Origin of the sequence: Vagococcus fluvialis bH819 (assembly GCF_900163795.1) — a bacterium.
GTDB lineage: Bacteria > Bacillota > Bacilli > Lactobacillales > Vagococcaceae > Vagococcus > Vagococcus fluvialis_A.
Window position 1 is genome coordinate 260626 of record NZ_FWFD01000003.1, and the last position, 17085, is coordinate 277710.

Sequence of the window (17085 nt, forward strand, 5' to 3'; positions counted from 1 at the left end):
TAAAAAGTAGAGGTTGTTCACTTAATATATCTTCTTTCAATCTAGGTTTTGCCTGCCGTACAGTCACAATCCTTAAATGTATACATGGATAGTATCATTAAAACAAAAAAATGTAAACACTTTCTTTTATTTTTTTTTAAATTTCAAAAAAATAGGTTACGTTAAGAGCATGAACTATATATATATTTTCCTGAATAATTTTTAATAATTACAGTTCAAAAGACTGCTCCTAGTAACTTGAACAGTCTCAAGTTACTAGGAGCAAAATCTTTTTAACCGTCTTATTTTGACTGACTATAATTTTTTACGTAATACAAATCCTGCACCTAAAATTGTAAATAATCCAAGTGTCATAAATATACCACCTGTTTGTTTTTCCCCTGTTTTAGGTAAAAATCCACCTGTTTTATCTGACGAACTTGTCAGTGTTACTTTATCTTTTTTATTACTTTCAGATGTTGTTGCTGTTGTTTCAGTCGTTGTTGAACTTGTTCCTGTTTCTTCATCTGTATCTGCTTGAACTAGCCCTGCAATTCGTCCGAAAGGCATGGTTTGACCATTGGCTTTTAATTCATCTTCCATTTTTTGAAGCTTATTTAATTTTGCTATTAACTGGTCATTCGTAAGTGTTACACCAGGAATAAATGAGCTATTAGCTGGATAAAGCGTACTTAAGTATTTTTGTAATTTATCAACTTGAGGGATCATTTCAGAAAAACTATTAAAACTATCTGGATCAAAAGATAGTTGTGTTAAGGCATCATTTACGTTGACTGTTTTATCGACATATAATGTATTCAATAAACGCACATAAGAGCCATAATCCATTCCTGTAATATCATAGTTATAGCGAGTAAATAGTGTCATGGTTTGTTCTAATTGATCATCAGTATATTTATCAAGTTGCTCCTTAGTGATACCATAGCCGCCTGTTAGTAACTCTTCTCTGATCTTGCCAGCTTGTGGGTTAGTTTCAACTGGAACATCTTCTCCTTTTTTTTCTCCCACAATTTTTTCTATTTTTTCTTCTACTTTTGTCACATCAACTGTGTCTTTTTTTATATCTGAAGTGTTGCTTTCTTGTGTCGTTTCACTTGTTTTAGTTTCACCACTTATACTTTCTGCAATTGTTGATTCTGTAACGACTTCTTCTTGTGAAGCTTTCTCTGCTACTTTACTGTCTTCTGCTAATGCAACAGTCCCAATTCCTAATGATCCGACAACTATGCCACACATTAATAAAGAATTTATTCTTTTTTTCATTTCACTCTCTCCTTTTTTTATCAAACATCTTGTTGTAACAATTGTAATACTTTTGTAATCAAAAGTCGACATAAATTTAGTCATTATTAATCAAAAATAAAAGGAATAAACAAAACTTAGATACGTTTCGCTCATTCCTCTTTAATTAAGAACTATATTTAATCTGGAAAAGACTCGCCAGATACAAAACTTGTGTAAATTAAACTATCTGTTGTTTCTTCATTATTAATTAATTGCATTAATTTTTCGACAGCAACCATTCCCCAACGTTTTTTTGAAAAACCAATTGTCGCAATAGTTGGTGTAATAATACTACCAAAATTAGCATTGTCAAAACCAATAATCTTAACATCTTTACCAATTTTTAGTTCTGTTTTTTTGAAAAAGTCATACATTCCTACAACCATTTCATCATTAAATGAAAATATTGAAACTGGTTTTTGGGTCATTTTCAAGTAGATCTCTTCAGCTATTTTTTTGCCAGATTTCACATCAAAATCACCATTATGTACGGTATACTCTCGATCATATCTTTTCAATTCACGTTCAGCTGCTTCTAGTCGTTTCATACTATCAAATGAATTATCAGGTCCTGTAACAAGATGGATTTCTTGTGTTTCTGCTTCTACTATTTTTTCAATAGCAAGGGTCGCACCGCCAGTGTTATCTAATAAAACATGACACAAATTATCTCCTGAAACTTCTCGATCAAGAGTCACTAATTTATAACCTGCTTGACCATATTTTTCAATTTCTTTTGTATCAAATGTCCAATCTAAAACGATAACACCATCCACCATTCTCTCTGGAATGAAAAGATGAGACCTTTTACCACTACAAACAATCATCTCATAGTCATAAGATTTCAAGCCATGTTTTATCCCATCCAGTAATTCGCCATAGAAACTTCCCATATAATCCGATAGATAAACACCGATAATTCTTGTTTCACGCCTTTTAAGAGCCTTGGCAGCCATATTAGGAACATAATTCATCTCATCAGCTATCTTCTGGATTCTCTGTCTTGTTTCCTCTGTTACCTTTTCACTTCCATTTAAAGCATATGAAACAGTTGAGATAGAAACACCTGCTGATTTTGCTATATCTCTGATCCCTACCATCTTACATCTCTCCAATAAATAATTCTAGATCGTTTACTTCACCTTGTTTAGTTTGTGAATAAAAAGCATCTAAATCAATTTGTATGCCTTCATTTCTGTATCTATTTTTTGATGATGTCACTTCCACTAGTTTACCATTTATTTTAAGCTGTTGAACAGAAGAATTTAAATGATACGTTATTTTTAATGGACGATCATCAATTGTATAGTTTAATGTCAAACCATCTAGCTCATTAGGTAACACAGGATCTAATAATAAATGTTTATTTGTTTTGCGGATTCCTAAAACATTACTAATCAATTGATTCAGATAAATACCAGGACCACTAGAATAAATTCTCCAACCACCTTTAACAGTTCGTTGTTGGTCCTTTAATTCATTAAAGTTATCTTTAGCATCGTATCTTGTTTTGAAGTTACCATCTGAACTACTAAAATAAGCATTTCCTTGTCTTAATTCACTGTTTGTAACGACATCAAAAATACCAATTGGATTAATCACTTCAAGATTTTTCCATGTTTCTTCAGGTTTTCCGATTTTAGCCATCGCTTCTACATACCTGATATGAGCATGAATGTATGCTAATCCTACTTCACGACCAAGATTGGCTGCTTGTTCTGCACGTTTGAATATTTTACTCACACCACCATTGTAATTGGCAGGCTTGTTCATTAATCTAACAGCATCTGGATATTTCAAATGTTCTTGAATAATATCGTAATGTTTAGCCACTTCCTCTTGATCAATTAATTCAGAAATCATACTTCTAGTCATTGGTAATAAACGATAGTCAATCCCTGTCCTAGTATCATCTGGATGAACCATTAGCTCTGTTTCACCTTCATCTGACATAAATAGGAAACCTGGAATCACTTCATCTTGTAACATGTATTTATGGAAATCATCATAAACACCTTCAGCTATTTTTTGGCTTTTATCTGCTAAATCTTGATTTTTTCCTGTCATCACTTCAAAGAATTGATTCATTGTTTGATAGGTTAAAGCGACTGTCCAACTGCTTGCCATATTTTTTTTCAATGTTTGATCAGCTGGTTGTAACGTGTCATCCCAATCACCATCTCCATAGCAAGATAGATATGTTCCTTCTAAAAAATTATCTTCTATGTATTTTATTTGTTTTTCAATATGTTGAAGCAAACTTTCACACATTTCAGTTTGTTTAAAGTTTTGGCGACTAGAATAAGGAACCAATTCATCTAAGATAGTATAATCTTCAGTTACGCTTAGATAATCCCCTACAACTTTTAATGGCCAAACAATAATGTCACCATGACTTTCATCTGCTTTTATTTCTTCAAATTTATCAAACATAAACCATTGTGGCCAGTTACCATCATCGTCGAATTGATTGGCATAAATAGTTAAAATAATTGAACGGACAATCTCAGGTTTATTCATCGCAAAGAAATATTCAACTGGCCCTTGGCAAACGTCACGTGTTCCCCAAGCGGCTCCACCATACTGCTCTAAACCATGTGGTGATAGATAATGAACCAACATGTTGTGTGTATACCATTTAACAAGTGAATTCATTTTATCAATACGATTGTGGTCGCTACCTTCAAGCAAGAAGCCATTACTTAAATCAGCAATGTATTCATTGTATTTTTTACTTGCTTCAAGTAGAGACGTTGCTTCTTTTTGGAAGGCCTTTTTTTCTAATGTTCCTTGAATCGTTAAGTCGATAGTGCTTGTTTGATCTAGTTCCATTAAAAGGATATTCTCATCTGCTGTCATATGGAAAAAGTCACTTGCTGAGATTAATCGATAACTTTCTTCTAAAGAAATGTAATAAGTTAATTCTGGGTATTTACCGTAAATAGCTGATGCTGATTTAGGTCTAAATGTTAAAAGGTTTTTATCTTCTGAGATAGTATAATCTTTTTTATTTTCACTATCACCCATAACTAAATCAAAGCTCATTAACCACTCATACTCTTTATTATTTTTACTCTTTACAATCAATTTAACACTTCTAGATACTCCAACAGTATAACTTGTAACTTCGATGAGATCATCTGCTAGCTTATAATACCAAGTAGCAAAGTTAAAACCTATTTTAAAGGCGGATGGCATAGCCAATCGGTGCCATTCATTATCAAGTTTTACATACAGACGTTGTCCTGCTTTTTTTAATAAATTCAATGTACTACGTGTGTTACTAATAAATTTATTAACAGTTGTATTTCCTAAAACTATCTGAGAATTAAATAAACCATCCATATAAAGAGTACTTGCCATCACAGGTTGCTCTATTGTATCTTCTTCACCACTAATAATGATGTGACCATGAGATCTTTCCATTAATAATTCTTTTTCTTTTAGAACAACATGATAATCATGTTCATCAAAGAATGAAAGCAGGTCATTAGAGTTACTTTTTTCTTCCACTTTTCGTTTAGGGAATAACTCGTTAATTTCTTTATCTGTTAACGTTTCACCTGATAATCCCTTCATATTTTCTTCAGAAGGAAGGTCAGTTTTAGTTATATTTTTTAGTTCTTCAAGAGATTGATAGCTTGTTTCAATAGCCGATAAACTAATTTCTGCTTGCTTAACTGCTTCTGGATGATTTTCTAAATAGCCACTATAAAAAATAACTTTTTGTTCCTCATCTGTTAAAGCTAGACGTTCTGATTGTAAACCAGTATAAGCCATCTCAAATTGATAAACTTCACTTGGTAAATTCTCTTTATGACTTAACAAACTCGTAAAACTGTCGCCTTCTGTCTTTTCAAAAAACTGATAGCCGTCTGTTGAAAATTGGGTATTTTTAGTCAATGATCCTTGTTGCAAATAAGGAAATTGTTTCCCTTGTGCCATATTTTGTCTTGAACAAATGGCATAACTATCTTTTACTTGATAAGCAGAGTGATCCACATACTGAGAATTATACGCTTCATTTGTTATGACAACGCCCTTGTTAGCCAAACCTAAATCTTGGCCGTAAATAATATCTACATTGCCAGTCCCCGTTAATTTAGTCTCCCAGAACCAAATATCTTCATGAGATAATCTAAATTCTACTTGATAGCTAACACCGTTGACATTTCCTGTCCAACGAACACCGTTTTCAAAAAATTCTGTTTGACTGCTTGATTGTTTACCAATTAACGGGAAAACTTCGATAGAATCACTTGTATGGATGCGTAAAAACAAATTATTTAAACTTCCATCAAATTCATTACCAATCAATTGATTAATTAAAATTTCTTTTGCTGTTATTTCTTTTATATCACCATGAGGTAAAAACGTAAATGCTACGTTTTTACCTGAATAATTTTTTAAGTTCATATCATATCACTCCGTTATCTAAGAGAAAAACTCTTAGCTAATTTTAATTCTCGACTATTTGGTCCAACCATTAAGTTAAATTCACCCGCATCAGTTGCCCATGATAAATCTTGATGAACGTATGCTAATTTTTTAGTATCTAATTCTACAATAACTTCTTTTGTTTCATTTGCTTGTAATTCAATTTGTTTAAAGGCTTTTAGCTCTTTAAGAGGTCTTGCTGTTTCTCCAACTAAATCACGTGTATATAATTGGATTGTTTCTGTTACTTGACGATCTGAATGGTTAGTTAAAGTCACAGTAGCTTTAACGGTATCCTCAATGTTCCCAACTTCTTTATTTAATTCTAGTTTATCGTAAGAAACTGAGCTGTAAGATAAACCGAATCCAAATGGGTATCTAGCGTAATTAGAAATATCTAAATATTTAGATACATATTTTTCTTCTGGTGCCGCTTCATAAGGGCGACCAGTATTTTCCGTATTGTAATAAACAGGAACTTGACCAACATTTTCTGGGAATGACATGCTCAAGCGACCACTTGGATTCACATCACCGAAAAGAATATTAGCAATCGCATTTCCTGCTTCAGTTCCTGGGAACCAAGCCTCCAAAATACCATCTGCTTCAGAAATATCCGTTAAATCCAGAGGACGACCGTTAATTAAAACAACCACAACTTTTTTAGCCACTGAACGGACTTCTTTAAATAATTCAATTTGACTTTGTGGTAATTTAATATCGCTACGACTAGCCGCTTCGCCACTCATCCAATCTGCTTCTCCAAGTGCTAAGACAACCACATCATTGGTTGTTGCCAATTCTTTAGCATCTTTTAGACTTTCAGATGTATTTTCAAATAGATCATATTCAACTGTTGAAACAGTCACGTTACTACCCATTGCTGATAAACCATCTGCAATAGTTACAACTTCTTCAAATTTACCTTGCCATGACCAAGCGCCCATTAAATCACCCGTCGTCGCTTTTGGTCCAACAACAGCTATTTTTTGTGCTTTATCTAATGGTAAAACATCTTTATTTTCTAAAAGAACCATTGTTTTTTCAGCAATTTTACGAGCTGATTCACGGTGAGATTGTGATAAAATAACTTCTTTTTCTTTCACTGGGTCAGCACCACGATAAGGATTTTCGAATAGCCCTAAATCATTTTTTAGTTCTAAAATTCTTAGAACAGCTTCATCTAATAAATCCATATATTTAGCATCTTCTTCAATTAATTCTAAAAGATGTTTGTCATAACAAGTCGTCATCATTTCAATATCAACACCTGCTTCAATCGCAAGTCTTGCGGCATCTTTTTCATTAGCAGCAACACCATGGTTGATCATTTCTTTAATCGCAGCCCAATCTGAAATGACTGGTTCTTTAAAGTCAAATTCATCTCTTAAAACATCTCTGAATAATTTTTTATTTCCACTAGCAGGCACCCCTTCAATTGTATTAAAGGCTGTCATTACAATTTTAGCTCCCGCTTCAATTGCTGCATGGTAACTAGGTAAATATTTTTCGCGTAACGTTGTTTCAGACACATCAACAGTATTATAATCACGTCCACCAATCGCTCCACCATAAGCAGCAAAATGTTTCACACAAGCAGCAACTTTTGTAACATCTTCTTTTAAGTTATCGCCTTGGTAGCCTTTAACCATAGCTCTAGCGTATTCACTGTTTAAGTATGGATCTTCACCAGTTGATTCTAAAACACGTCCCCAACGAGGATCTCTAACTAAATCAAGCATTGGTGAGAAAGTTAAGTGAAGACCGGAAACTGAGGACTCTAAAGCTGAAATAGATGCCATCTCTTCGACAGCTGATTTATTCCACGTACAACCAAGAGCTAAAGGAATCGGGAAGATTGTTCTAAATCCATGAATGATATCTGCCATTAAAATGGTTGGTAAATTATGAGGATTATTTTCAATATAATTTTTTTGAATGTCAATTGCTTTTTGAGCACCAGACACACCTAAAATACTACCAGCATTATCAATCGTTGTTTCTGTAATATCTAGATTATCCATTGGACCAGTACGATCCTCAGCATTATCTGTATAAAAATCTGCTGCTAATTGTAATAATTGATCTACTTTTTCTTTAGGGCTCATTTTTTCTATTATGGCTAATAATTCTGTCTGTTTCATTTTTATAATCTCCTAATATTTAAATTTTAAATGTGGTTACAACTGGAAAATGATCAGATGGAAATCTCCGATCACAAGAGTCAGTTAGTACCCCTTGTTTAATACAATTCATCTCTTTATAAAGGATATAATCTATTTTTTGTAAGTCCTTCCACGCTATCTCATAGTTAAAATCTTGAAAGGTTCCCTTTGGACCGTAGTGGAAGATATTTTTATCATCTTCTGGATAATCAAAAATTTGTTTTAATTCTGTATGTAACGGCTCACTTCTTTCAGCATTAAAATCACCTAAAAGAATCGTTGGATAAACTTTAATTTTTTCATCGAGTACTTCAAGTAAAACCTTCATTCCCATTTGTCTTGCTTGTTCAGATATATGATCCAAATGAGTATTAATAACTAAAAATTCTTGCTGACTTTTTTTATCTTGTAATACTATCCATAAAGCAATTCTTTTACAGCCTGCTTCTGGATGAATACTTGATTCAAAAGGGGTATCAGATAGCCAGAAGAAACCTTCATCTAAACAATCAAATGATTCTTTTTTATAGTAGATACCTAAGCCTTCATCCGAATTATCCCCTTCTCTTTCTCGAGTAAAACTAGAATAATCAACTAATCTGTAAAAGTCTGCTACTTGATTTGGTCTAAGTTCTTGCACACCTAAAATATCCCAATTGTGATAATTTATTAGCTTTATAACTTGCTCTTTTCGGTAATCCCAAGACCAATCTTGGTCAAAATCTGTATCAGTTCTAACATTATAAGTTGCTACTTGAATGTCTCTCATGTAAATCACCATCTATTTCTTTCATTAAATACTGTAAAATTTTTTCTGTATGTTTCAAGCCACCGCCACCATGACCTGATTCTGGATAACTTGTTAATTCTTTAAACGCTTTTATTTTTTGATAAGAGACTAAAAAGTCTTCTTTCGGGCATATCGGGTCATTTTCCCCTACTGACACAAGAACGGGGTTAGTTATTTCTTCAACAAAATTTTTAATATCGAAATAATTTAAGTCGTTTTCTACTTGTTCATAATCTATTGTATTTTCCTTCAAGTAATCATGGATTCCCTGATAAGAACCTGTCCCTTGTGCTACTCTATTTAGTAGATTGCTGTGACTAGGAACATCGTAAAAACCGTATTTAATTGGATACAGTGAGAAGCTATTGGCAAAAAGGCCAATGCCTCCACCTTGACTTGTTCCATGAATAAAGATGTTTTCCTTATCTACTAAAGGTAATTCTTGAGAAACATCAAGTAATCGTAAGGCATCCCAATACAGCCTTCTTAAATAAAAATCATCTTTATCTAAAAAACCACAAGCCATTAATCGTGATTCTGAGAAAGTCTGGTAAGGATGAGTATCTTTTGTTCGTCCACCTTGCCCTCTAGAATCTGTAACTAGTACACCACAACCAATACTCAGCCAATGCATAAATTGCAAGGGAGAGTCTAAATGATTCATATAGCCAATATACTCTATAATGAGGGGATAATTTTTTTTATTTTTAGGTTCAATCAACCATCCATAAATGGTTTCATCATACAGACTTGTATAAGAAATATCATAAACAGAGGCAATCGAACTAGGAAAACATCTTTTTTGATATTCTAAATCTAACGGTAACTCTTTTGATAATTTTTGTTCGTTTAACCAGTACTCTTTAGGCTTCATCGAGCAAGCCCCCTTTGCTCAACAGATGAATTTGAAGGTAAACAATCAAAGCAATTCCTATTAAAAAAATAAAAATAATAGAATATTTCAAACTAATAAAAGTAATAATCACTGGGACAATAAAACAAGCAATAGCATAAGCAATTCTAACAGTGACAAACTCTAATGTTTTATGAAAAGCTTGTTTTAAAGACATCCTTTTTAAACTATAAACCAACGGAAACATGACTAATAGCAGTAATACAAATGAAAAAAGAATCATCAACAACGTACTTAATAGAGGAACATATTGTAAACTAATATAAATAAGAGAGCTAGGTATCAAGAAGCTGATTAATTCTACTAAAGATAAAATAATCCCTCTCTTTAAATTATCCTTAAAGTAACCACTATATACTCTAAAAACTGCTAATGTGCCATCTTGTTTTAATTCTTTTAAAGACAACACTAAAGCAATAAAAGCTGGTCCAATCGTCACTACTGGAATAATGGAAATTACAAATATTAAATTAAGTAACACCAAATTAGCTAATTTAGAAAATACTCTAAAGTACCAACCATCTATTGATAATATATTTTTCATATCTATTACAAAAGGTGGGTAAAGTTAGACTTTCCCCACCTTCTCCTTTCTAGTCTTTTATGCCTAATTTTTCTTTGTTCGATTTCATAATTTCTGTTTTAGCTTTGTTTACATCGTCAATATTATTTTTCTCTGTAAATTCAACATATTCTTTATACGTTTTTTCAAAATCGTTATCTGTTTTAGAACGAATTAATGAAATAACTGCTGTGTCATATTTTGTTTTAATTGCTGTTTCTGAACGCGCTTCTTTTGAACCTGCTTCTGGCGTTGTATTTTCAATGATAAAGTGAGGAACTAATTTCCCTTTACCCCATTCTTGCATTTGGGTTACAGCACTATCTTCTGGTTCTTTAAGTAAGTTCATGCGGTCATTATTAAAGAAGTTAAATGCACTTAAACCATATGATTTACGATATTCTTCAGGATTTGTTTTTTCTAACTCTTTAACTTCTGGTAAAATTTCAACTTTTTTATCGTCATTATATTTAAAGGTTTCACCTTCAACGCCAAATTTAGTTAAAATTTGACCTTCTTCGCTAATCAAATAAGTAAATAACTGTGTTGCTTTAGCTGGATCTTTAGCATTTTTAGAAATATGATTTACTAACCAACCTGAGATACCTGTTTGGTTTAACATAATTTCACGGTCAGTTGTACTTTTTGGTCCGTCAATTGCCATGTATTCTGATTCACCTTTATTTTTAAAGTCTTGGAATTCTCCAACTGAACCATTGAATCCATTAGCAAAAACAATTGCGTAGTTTCCTTTTTTAAGTTTTTCTTTGTAAGTGTCTCCATCATCTGTAAAGCTATCATCTGTAATATTGCCGTCTTGATAAACTTTATTAATAGCATGTAACCACTCTTTGTATTCAGGATCTAGACTACGTTCGTTAAACTTACCATCTTTTGTTTCTAAAGGTACACCGATGAAGTCTTGTAAAATTCTTTCAAATGGTCCACCTTCTTCTTTAACTGGTGGGAAACCAAATGGTGTTAACTCAGGATACTCTTTTTTGATATCTCCCATCACTTTTTGGAAATCTGATGGTGAAGAAATTGATGGTTTGCCTAATTTTTCATAAACATCTTTTCTAATAACAAACGCATCATTTGCTGGAATCACATTGTTATCATAATCTTTTTGAGTATTTGAGTAGTTTGGATAGCCGTATGTTTTACCATCTTCTAAAGCAAACCAATTGAATGTATCTTTTGTTACAACTGTATTTAAGTAAGGATCATATTTTTCTGCTAATTCATTTAAAGAATACGCCCATTTATCCGCTTTGTTTCCAGCAGGAGTATCTTTTTTCATTAATGTTACGATATCAGGTAAGTCACCACTAGAAATTAAAGCATTTAATTTAGCGTCATCTCCGGTTACAAATTTCACATCAATATTTAAATCTTCTTTAATTTTTTTCGTTGTAGCATCTGTTCCAAATGGTGTCATTTTCCAATCAGCATTAATATACCAAGTTAATTCTGTTGTTTCTTTTTTCTTGTCTAATTTCCAAGCTGGTGTTTTGGCATCTAATTCATAACGATCTTTAATGCTAAAATCTTTACCCTCATCTTTTTTATCGCCACCACATGCTGCTAATGTTAGTGCCAATGTTGCTGTTAATAAACCAAGAACTACTTTTTTCATTTATTTTTTCACCCTTCTTATTATGTTTATTATTCTTTAACGGCTCCCGCCATCATGCCACCCATAAAATGTTTTTGTAACAATGGATAAATAATTAAAATTGGTATAGTCGTAATAACAATCGTTGCCAGTTGAACACCTTTTGTACTGGATTCAACGATCACGTCTGTACTACCACTGTTAGACATAGAATTCATATTAGATTGAACGATTATTTCATAAATTTTCATTTGTAATGGATATAATTTCTCATTTGTTACATATAATTTAGTTGTCATGAAATCATTCCACTGAGCCACTCCATTAAATAAAAGAATAGTTGCTAAGGCTGGTTTTGATAGTGGAACATATATTTTTCTAAAGATTGTAAATTCCGAAGCACCATCAATTTTAGCTGATTCTTCGAGTGATGGTGGAACATCTCTAAAGAAGTTCATTAAAATTACTACATCGTAATAACTAAACAATCCTGGAATAATATATACCCAAAAAGTATCTAATAAACCTAATGATTTAATTAATAGATATGTAGGAATCATACCACCACTAAAATACATGGTAATAACACCCATCATTGTGTAGATACTTCTTCCTGCTAATTTTTGTTTACTTAAAGCGTAGGCAAATACCGCACAAAATGCTACATGGGTAAAAGCTCCGATAACTGTTTTCAAAATAGAAATAATTAGCGCTCTTGGAATGCTCTCATCTGTTAATACCTTTTTATAATTTTCCAAGGTAAAGTCTTTAGGGATTAGCACTAATCCTGAGCTTCCCGTTCCTGCTCCTGCACTTAAAGAAGAAACCACGATATTCCAAAGTGGCACGATAATAATTAAAGCAAAAAGGACAAGTAGAGTGGTATTAATAATATTAAATGTTCGATTTTCTTGTTTTCTCTTATGCATTTTAGTTCACCTCCATTTTTTACAAGATAACTGATTGACCGTTATTCATTTTCTTCGTCACTTTATTGGTCACTAGTAACAAGATAATTGAGATAACAGAAACACCTAAACCAACTGCCGTTGCGTATGAGAAATCACCTTGTGTGATACCCATTTTATAAACAAATGAGTTAATAACTTCCGAACGATTTTGGTTTTGTGAATTCATCAGTACAAATGTTTGATCAAGGTTAGAACCTAAAATGCCACTAACTGCTAAAATTAAGTTAAGGGAAATAATGGGTGTTAACAATGGTAAAGTGATTTTTCTGATTTGTGTTAATTTACTTGCACCATCAATTCTTGCTGCTTCATAGTAAGTTGGATCAATTTTAGACATACCTGCTAGATAGAGAATCGTTCCCCAACCAACTTCTTTCCATAAATCAGAGAATACTGCTATCCACCAATATTTGCTTGGTTCAAGCAAGTGATTCACACCTTTGTCCATTAACCCAACAGACATCAGTAATTGATTAAAGAATCCTGAAGTTGATAACCAACTAATCATCATTCCTCCTAAAACTATCCATGAAAAGAAATGGGGAATGTAGGAGATAGTTTGGATTGTTTTCTTGAGCTTTCCGTCCTTCATCTCATAAATCATAATAGCTAAAGCGATTGGAATAAAGAAACCTAACGCAAGTTTTAATAAACTAATTGCTAAAGTATTTCTTACAGCTTCCCAAAAGAATGTATCTTCAAAAATAATTCTGAAATTTTCTAATCCTACCCAATTTGCGCTAGAAACACTATCGACAACTGTGTAGTTTTTGAATGCGATAGATATCCCATAAATTGGAATATAATTAAAAACAATCATAAAAGCGATTCCAGGAAGAACCATCCATTGTAATTGCCATTGAGATAAAAACCGATTAAACTTTGATTTCATCAAAGTAAAGCCTCCTTTCTAATTTGGTGAAACGTTTCGACAAATAGATAATATCATATATATAAACCGTTTTCAACTGATTTTATGTCGTTTTTTTAATTTTTTTCATTGAAACGTTTCTTTTAAACTCTAAAACATCTATAAACCTTATTATTAAAAGGCTTTCAGATACTTTTCAGAAAATATATAATTATACAAAGAAGCAACTTATAAAATACTGATATTTTTGTTAAACTATATCCAAAAGGGGAGACTTACATGTCAAAAATTATTTTAATACGAGGTAATTCAGGTAGCGGAAAAACAACTGTAGCTAATGAACTTCATGATATTTTAGGTCCTGGAAATTTATTAATTTCTCAAGATTGTGTTAGACGAACCATGCTAAAAGTAAAAGATAAACCGATGAACTTGGCAATTGGTCTAATAGAGACAATGATTGACTATGGTATAAAAAATTGTGAACACATCATCATTGAAGGGATTTTAGCTCGCAATAAGTATGGTGAAATGCTTCGAAATACACTAAAAAGAGCGGACATTGTTAATGCCTATTACTATGACTTATCACTTGAAGAAACGATTAAAAGACATAATACAAAAGAAAATACTGATTTTAATTCTAATAAAATGAGAGAATGGTTTGTTCCACACGACTTTCTTGGGATTGAAAACGAAAAAATAATTTCTGAGAATATTTCGAAAGAGGAGATGATTAAGTTAATACTTGCAGATTTGACCTAGCTATTTTAAAGATAAGGAGTTTTAAAAGTCTCGATATAAATCATAAAGATTGGCATAATGTAGCAGAAAAAATATCGAGGAAATCGTTTGTCAGAAATGTTATTAATACAGGCGGAAAATTATCTTTACACTAAAAAATTTGATTCCGTTTACCTTGTCAGCGGAGAGGTTGGTCTGTATGAAAAATACGGTTATAATAAATTAATGACTTGTGAAACTACTTATGGACATATTGACAGTCTATTTGAAAAAAAATTATTTTAATAAGGTGGAAGATAAACAAAATGTTATTTTTAGAAACAATCACACAAGATAATTGGCGGCTAGTTGCCAATCTTTCTGTCACTAAAGAACAAATTAATTTTATCGAATTAAATAGCGATTCATTGTTGGAAGCTGCTTTTGATGAAAAATTTAATTGGATGCCTTTAGCATTATATGATGAAGCTATATTAGTAGGATTTGCTATGATTGGAGATTTTAATGAGGATCAAAAGTCTATTTGGTTGGATCGTCTTATGATTGACCAACATTTTCAGGGAAAAAAATATGGTACGCAATTTTTAAAGCTTATTCTTAATTTTATTAAGGACAATTGGTCTGTGAAAACGATTATTTTAAGCGCACATAAAGAAAATCAAAGTATCTTTTCCTTTTATGAAGCTTTTGGCTTTAAAAACACACATAAAGTCGATAAAGAAAATGGCGAAATCATTATGATTTTAGAGTGTTAAAGTATTGACTAACATTACTGATTAGATATTGAAAGACAAAAATAATTCCAAGCAAAAGGGCTTATCACCCACCCTTGCTTGGAATTATGTCTCTACTTAATTTATTTCTTGACCTAAGTTATTTACTTTTGCTTTTTTAACAATTTGATTGGCAACATAAACATCTAATACTGCTGACCCAACCGTTTTAAAAATTGTTATATCTTTTTCTGACTTACGACCTGCTACCTTGCCTAAAACCACTTCACCTAATTCACCTTCATAATGATCTCTCGAAATATAACCTGATTCTAGTGGTTGAATAAAATCACCTGCTTCTTCAAGCACACCATCCATTGTATCGAAAATAACTTTATCCGCAGCTTTAATTACTTCTCTAGGAATTTCACACATTTCAGGAGTGTATGCTCCAACACCGTTAATATGCGCTCCTTCTTTGACCCATTCGCTTGAAAAAGTAGGACGTTTAGAAGTTGTGACACTCGTAATAATATCGGCATCTGTTACACATTCTTGAACGTTTTGACAGGCTGTCATTGTTACCTTGTATTTTTCTTCCATTGCTTTAGCAAACTCTGTCGCTCTTGTAAAATCAATATCAAAAATTCTAATTTCTTTTAACTCTCTTGCTGTTAGCATTGCCCATAATTGACATTCAGCTTGTCCTCCTGTACCAATTAAAGCGCCAATTATTGCCTTTTCAGATGCTAAAATTTCTGTTGCAGCTCCTTGAACCGCACCTGTTCTTAATTGCGTTAAGTAAGTGCCGTCTAAGATAGCAGAAACCATCCCTGTTTCAGCATCCAAAGTGATCATCGTAGCAGGCACACTTGGAATATTTTTTTCAATATTATTAGGATAAACAGAAACAATCTTAACCCCTAAAGCATCTTCATTATCCTCTACATAAGCTGGCATATATAAACTTTGTCCGGCTTGTTTATCAATCCCTATATTAGTTCTTAAAGGAACCTTAGCTTTGCCTTCTGAATAAAGTTTCAATGCTTCTTTACACGCATCAATAGCATCCCTCATATTAAAACTTTGTTCGATATCTTCTTTTTTTAAAAATAACATACTAACTCAACCTTTCTTTATGCTTCTTGTGTCATTTTCTTTTTTTGCTCTACAAGCATTGTGTATGAGCTATAAATTAAGACAATAATTACCAACCATTTTAAGAGATAAGTATTCAATGATTTTACTAAGAATACTGCCACTAAAACTCCTAGAACACCAAATGTTGATGTAAATAATGTAATTCTTCGACTATACTGATCCAACTTGATAAATTGAACACTCCCTGTTGGAACTGAAAAAGTACAAGCTCCCATCATAATTGGAAATGCTGCGATTGGGTCCATACCAAGTAAATAAACAGTTACCATTGTTAAAGCGAATGAACCAATTCCAATATTATTTAAAGCACCGTATGTAAATAATAAAACAGCTGCTAACACAAGTTTACCACCATATAATTCTTTAGCCACACCGTTTGATGGAATCCAGTTCATTTGACCAGCAAAGATTAAAAATGCTGCTACGATTAAACCAATACCAACAAATTTTTTAATTGTATCTTCTGGTAATCTTACTACAAATTTTGGTCCAACATAAGCACCAATGACTTGAGCGATAATACAAACAGCTAACGTTTTTATTCCCACTTCAACAGAAGAGATATACGATAATGCCATAACTGCTACTGGAATAACACATTGAGTATTAAGTGTTCCAGGTAATTTTTTCATACTAGTCCAACCTAGTTTTGGATATAAAACGGTTCCTATTGCAAAATCTGATATACCAAAAGTAGATAAGAAAAACATAATAAAAGAGGTAAAAGGTAATGCCTTCATATTTCCCTTTTCTTCCTTAAATGCTTCTTTACTGTTAATTAAATCCTTCACAAATACAAATAAAAAATAACCATTTACTATCACTATTAAACTTAATAATATTGTTCTAACCATCG

The 17085-nt window shown here is 32.3% G+C and carries 15 protein-coding genes; 3 read left to right on the forward strand and 12 right to left on the reverse strand.

Going from position 1 to position 17085, the window contains the following annotated elements; genetic code table 11:
* Positions 1-294: 294 nt before the first annotated feature.
* From FM121_RS01525 to FM121_RS01570, 10 genes are all read right to left on the reverse strand, one after another.
* Positions 295-1263 carry an LPXTG cell wall anchor domain-containing protein gene (locus FM121_RS01525; RefSeq protein ID WP_179203766.1) on the reverse strand — a complete coding sequence of 323 codons (969 nt, stop codon included), beginning with the start codon at positions 1261-1263 and terminating at the stop codon, positions 295-297.
* A gap of 158 nt (positions 1264-1421) precedes the next feature.
* The gene (locus tag FM121_RS01530) at positions 1422-2384 is read right to left on the reverse strand and encodes a LacI family DNA-binding transcriptional regulator (RefSeq protein WP_086950393.1); all 963 of its coding nucleotides are present in this window, start codon (positions 2382-2384) and stop codon (positions 1422-1424) included.
* Position 2385: 1 nt separating this feature from the next.
* Positions 2386-5700, reverse strand: coding sequence for a GH36-type glycosyl hydrolase domain-containing protein (locus FM121_RS01535; RefSeq protein WP_086950394.1), 3315 nt, complete (start codon positions 5698-5700; stop codon positions 2386-2388).
* A gap of 14 nt (positions 5701-5714) precedes the next feature.
* The gene (bglX, locus tag FM121_RS01540) at positions 5715-7865 is read right to left on the reverse strand and encodes a beta-glucosidase BglX (RefSeq protein WP_086950395.1); all 2151 of its coding nucleotides are present in this window, start codon (positions 7863-7865) and stop codon (positions 5715-5717) included.
* 19 nt (positions 7866-7884) lie between these two features.
* Positions 7885-8646 carry an endonuclease/exonuclease/phosphatase family protein gene (locus FM121_RS01545; protein WP_086950468.1) on the reverse strand — a complete coding sequence of 254 codons (762 nt, stop codon included), beginning with the start codon at positions 8644-8646 and terminating at the stop codon, positions 7885-7887.
* Positions 8627-9550 (reverse strand): acetylxylan esterase, encoded by a 924-nt coding sequence (locus tag FM121_RS01550; protein WP_086950396.1) that lies wholly within the window; start codon positions 9548-9550, stop codon positions 8627-8629. The genes FM121_RS01545 and FM121_RS01550 overlap by 20 nt, the downstream gene beginning before the upstream one ends.
* Positions 9540-10133 (reverse strand): DUF624 domain-containing protein, encoded by a 594-nt coding sequence (locus FM121_RS01555; protein WP_086950397.1) that lies wholly within the window; start codon positions 10131-10133, stop codon positions 9540-9542. Before FM121_RS01555 ends, FM121_RS01550 begins: the two co-directional genes overlap by 11 nt.
* A gap of 49 nt (positions 10134-10182) precedes the next feature.
* Entirely contained in the window at positions 10183-11790 is a 1608-nt protein-coding gene (locus FM121_RS01560; protein ID WP_086950398.1) for a sugar ABC transporter substrate-binding protein, read from the reverse strand.
* A gap of 29 nt (positions 11791-11819) precedes the next feature.
* The gene (locus FM121_RS01565; protein WP_086950399.1) at positions 11820-12698 is read right to left on the reverse strand and encodes a carbohydrate ABC transporter permease; all 879 of its coding nucleotides are present in this window, start codon (positions 12696-12698) and stop codon (positions 11820-11822) included.
* A 19-nt stretch (positions 12699-12717) separates the two neighbouring features.
* A complete protein-coding gene (locus FM121_RS01570; protein ID WP_086950400.1) occupies positions 12718-13632 on the reverse strand; it encodes an ABC transporter permease in 915 nt (304 codons plus the stop codon).
* A 258-nt stretch (positions 13633-13890) separates the two neighbouring features.
* Here FM121_RS01570 and FM121_RS01575 point away from each other — a divergent pair, with 258 nt between their 5' ends.
* The 3 genes from FM121_RS01575 (at position 13891) to FM121_RS01580 (ending at position 15110) form a co-directional block, all read left to right on the forward strand.
* Positions 13891-14376 (forward strand): AAA family ATPase, encoded by a 486-nt coding sequence (locus FM121_RS01575; RefSeq protein ID WP_086950401.1) that lies wholly within the window; start codon positions 13891-13893, stop codon positions 14374-14376.
* An 87-nt stretch (positions 14377-14463) separates the two neighbouring features.
* Entirely contained in the window at positions 14464-14640 is a 177-nt protein-coding gene (locus FM121_RS14395) for a hypothetical protein (protein WP_179203767.1), read from the forward strand.
* Positions 14641-14660: 20 nt separating this feature from the next.
* Positions 14661-15110 carry a GNAT family N-acetyltransferase gene (locus tag FM121_RS01580; protein ID WP_086950402.1) on the forward strand — a complete coding sequence of 150 codons (450 nt, stop codon included), beginning with the start codon at positions 14661-14663 and terminating at the stop codon, positions 15108-15110.
* Between the two features lie 96 nt (positions 15111-15206).
* On the opposite strand, the gene FM121_RS01585 is transcribed toward FM121_RS01580, so the two are convergent.
* Positions 15207-16187: an ornithine cyclodeaminase family protein gene (locus FM121_RS01585; protein WP_086950403.1), complete on the reverse strand. Its 981-nt coding sequence runs from the start codon at positions 16185-16187 to the stop codon at positions 15207-15209.
* A 17-nt stretch (positions 16188-16204) separates the two neighbouring features.
* A complete protein-coding gene (locus FM121_RS01590; RefSeq protein WP_086950404.1) occupies positions 16205-17083 on the reverse strand; it encodes a sulfite exporter TauE/SafE family protein in 879 nt (292 codons plus the stop codon).
* Between the last annotated feature and the right edge of the window lie 2 nt (positions 17084-17085).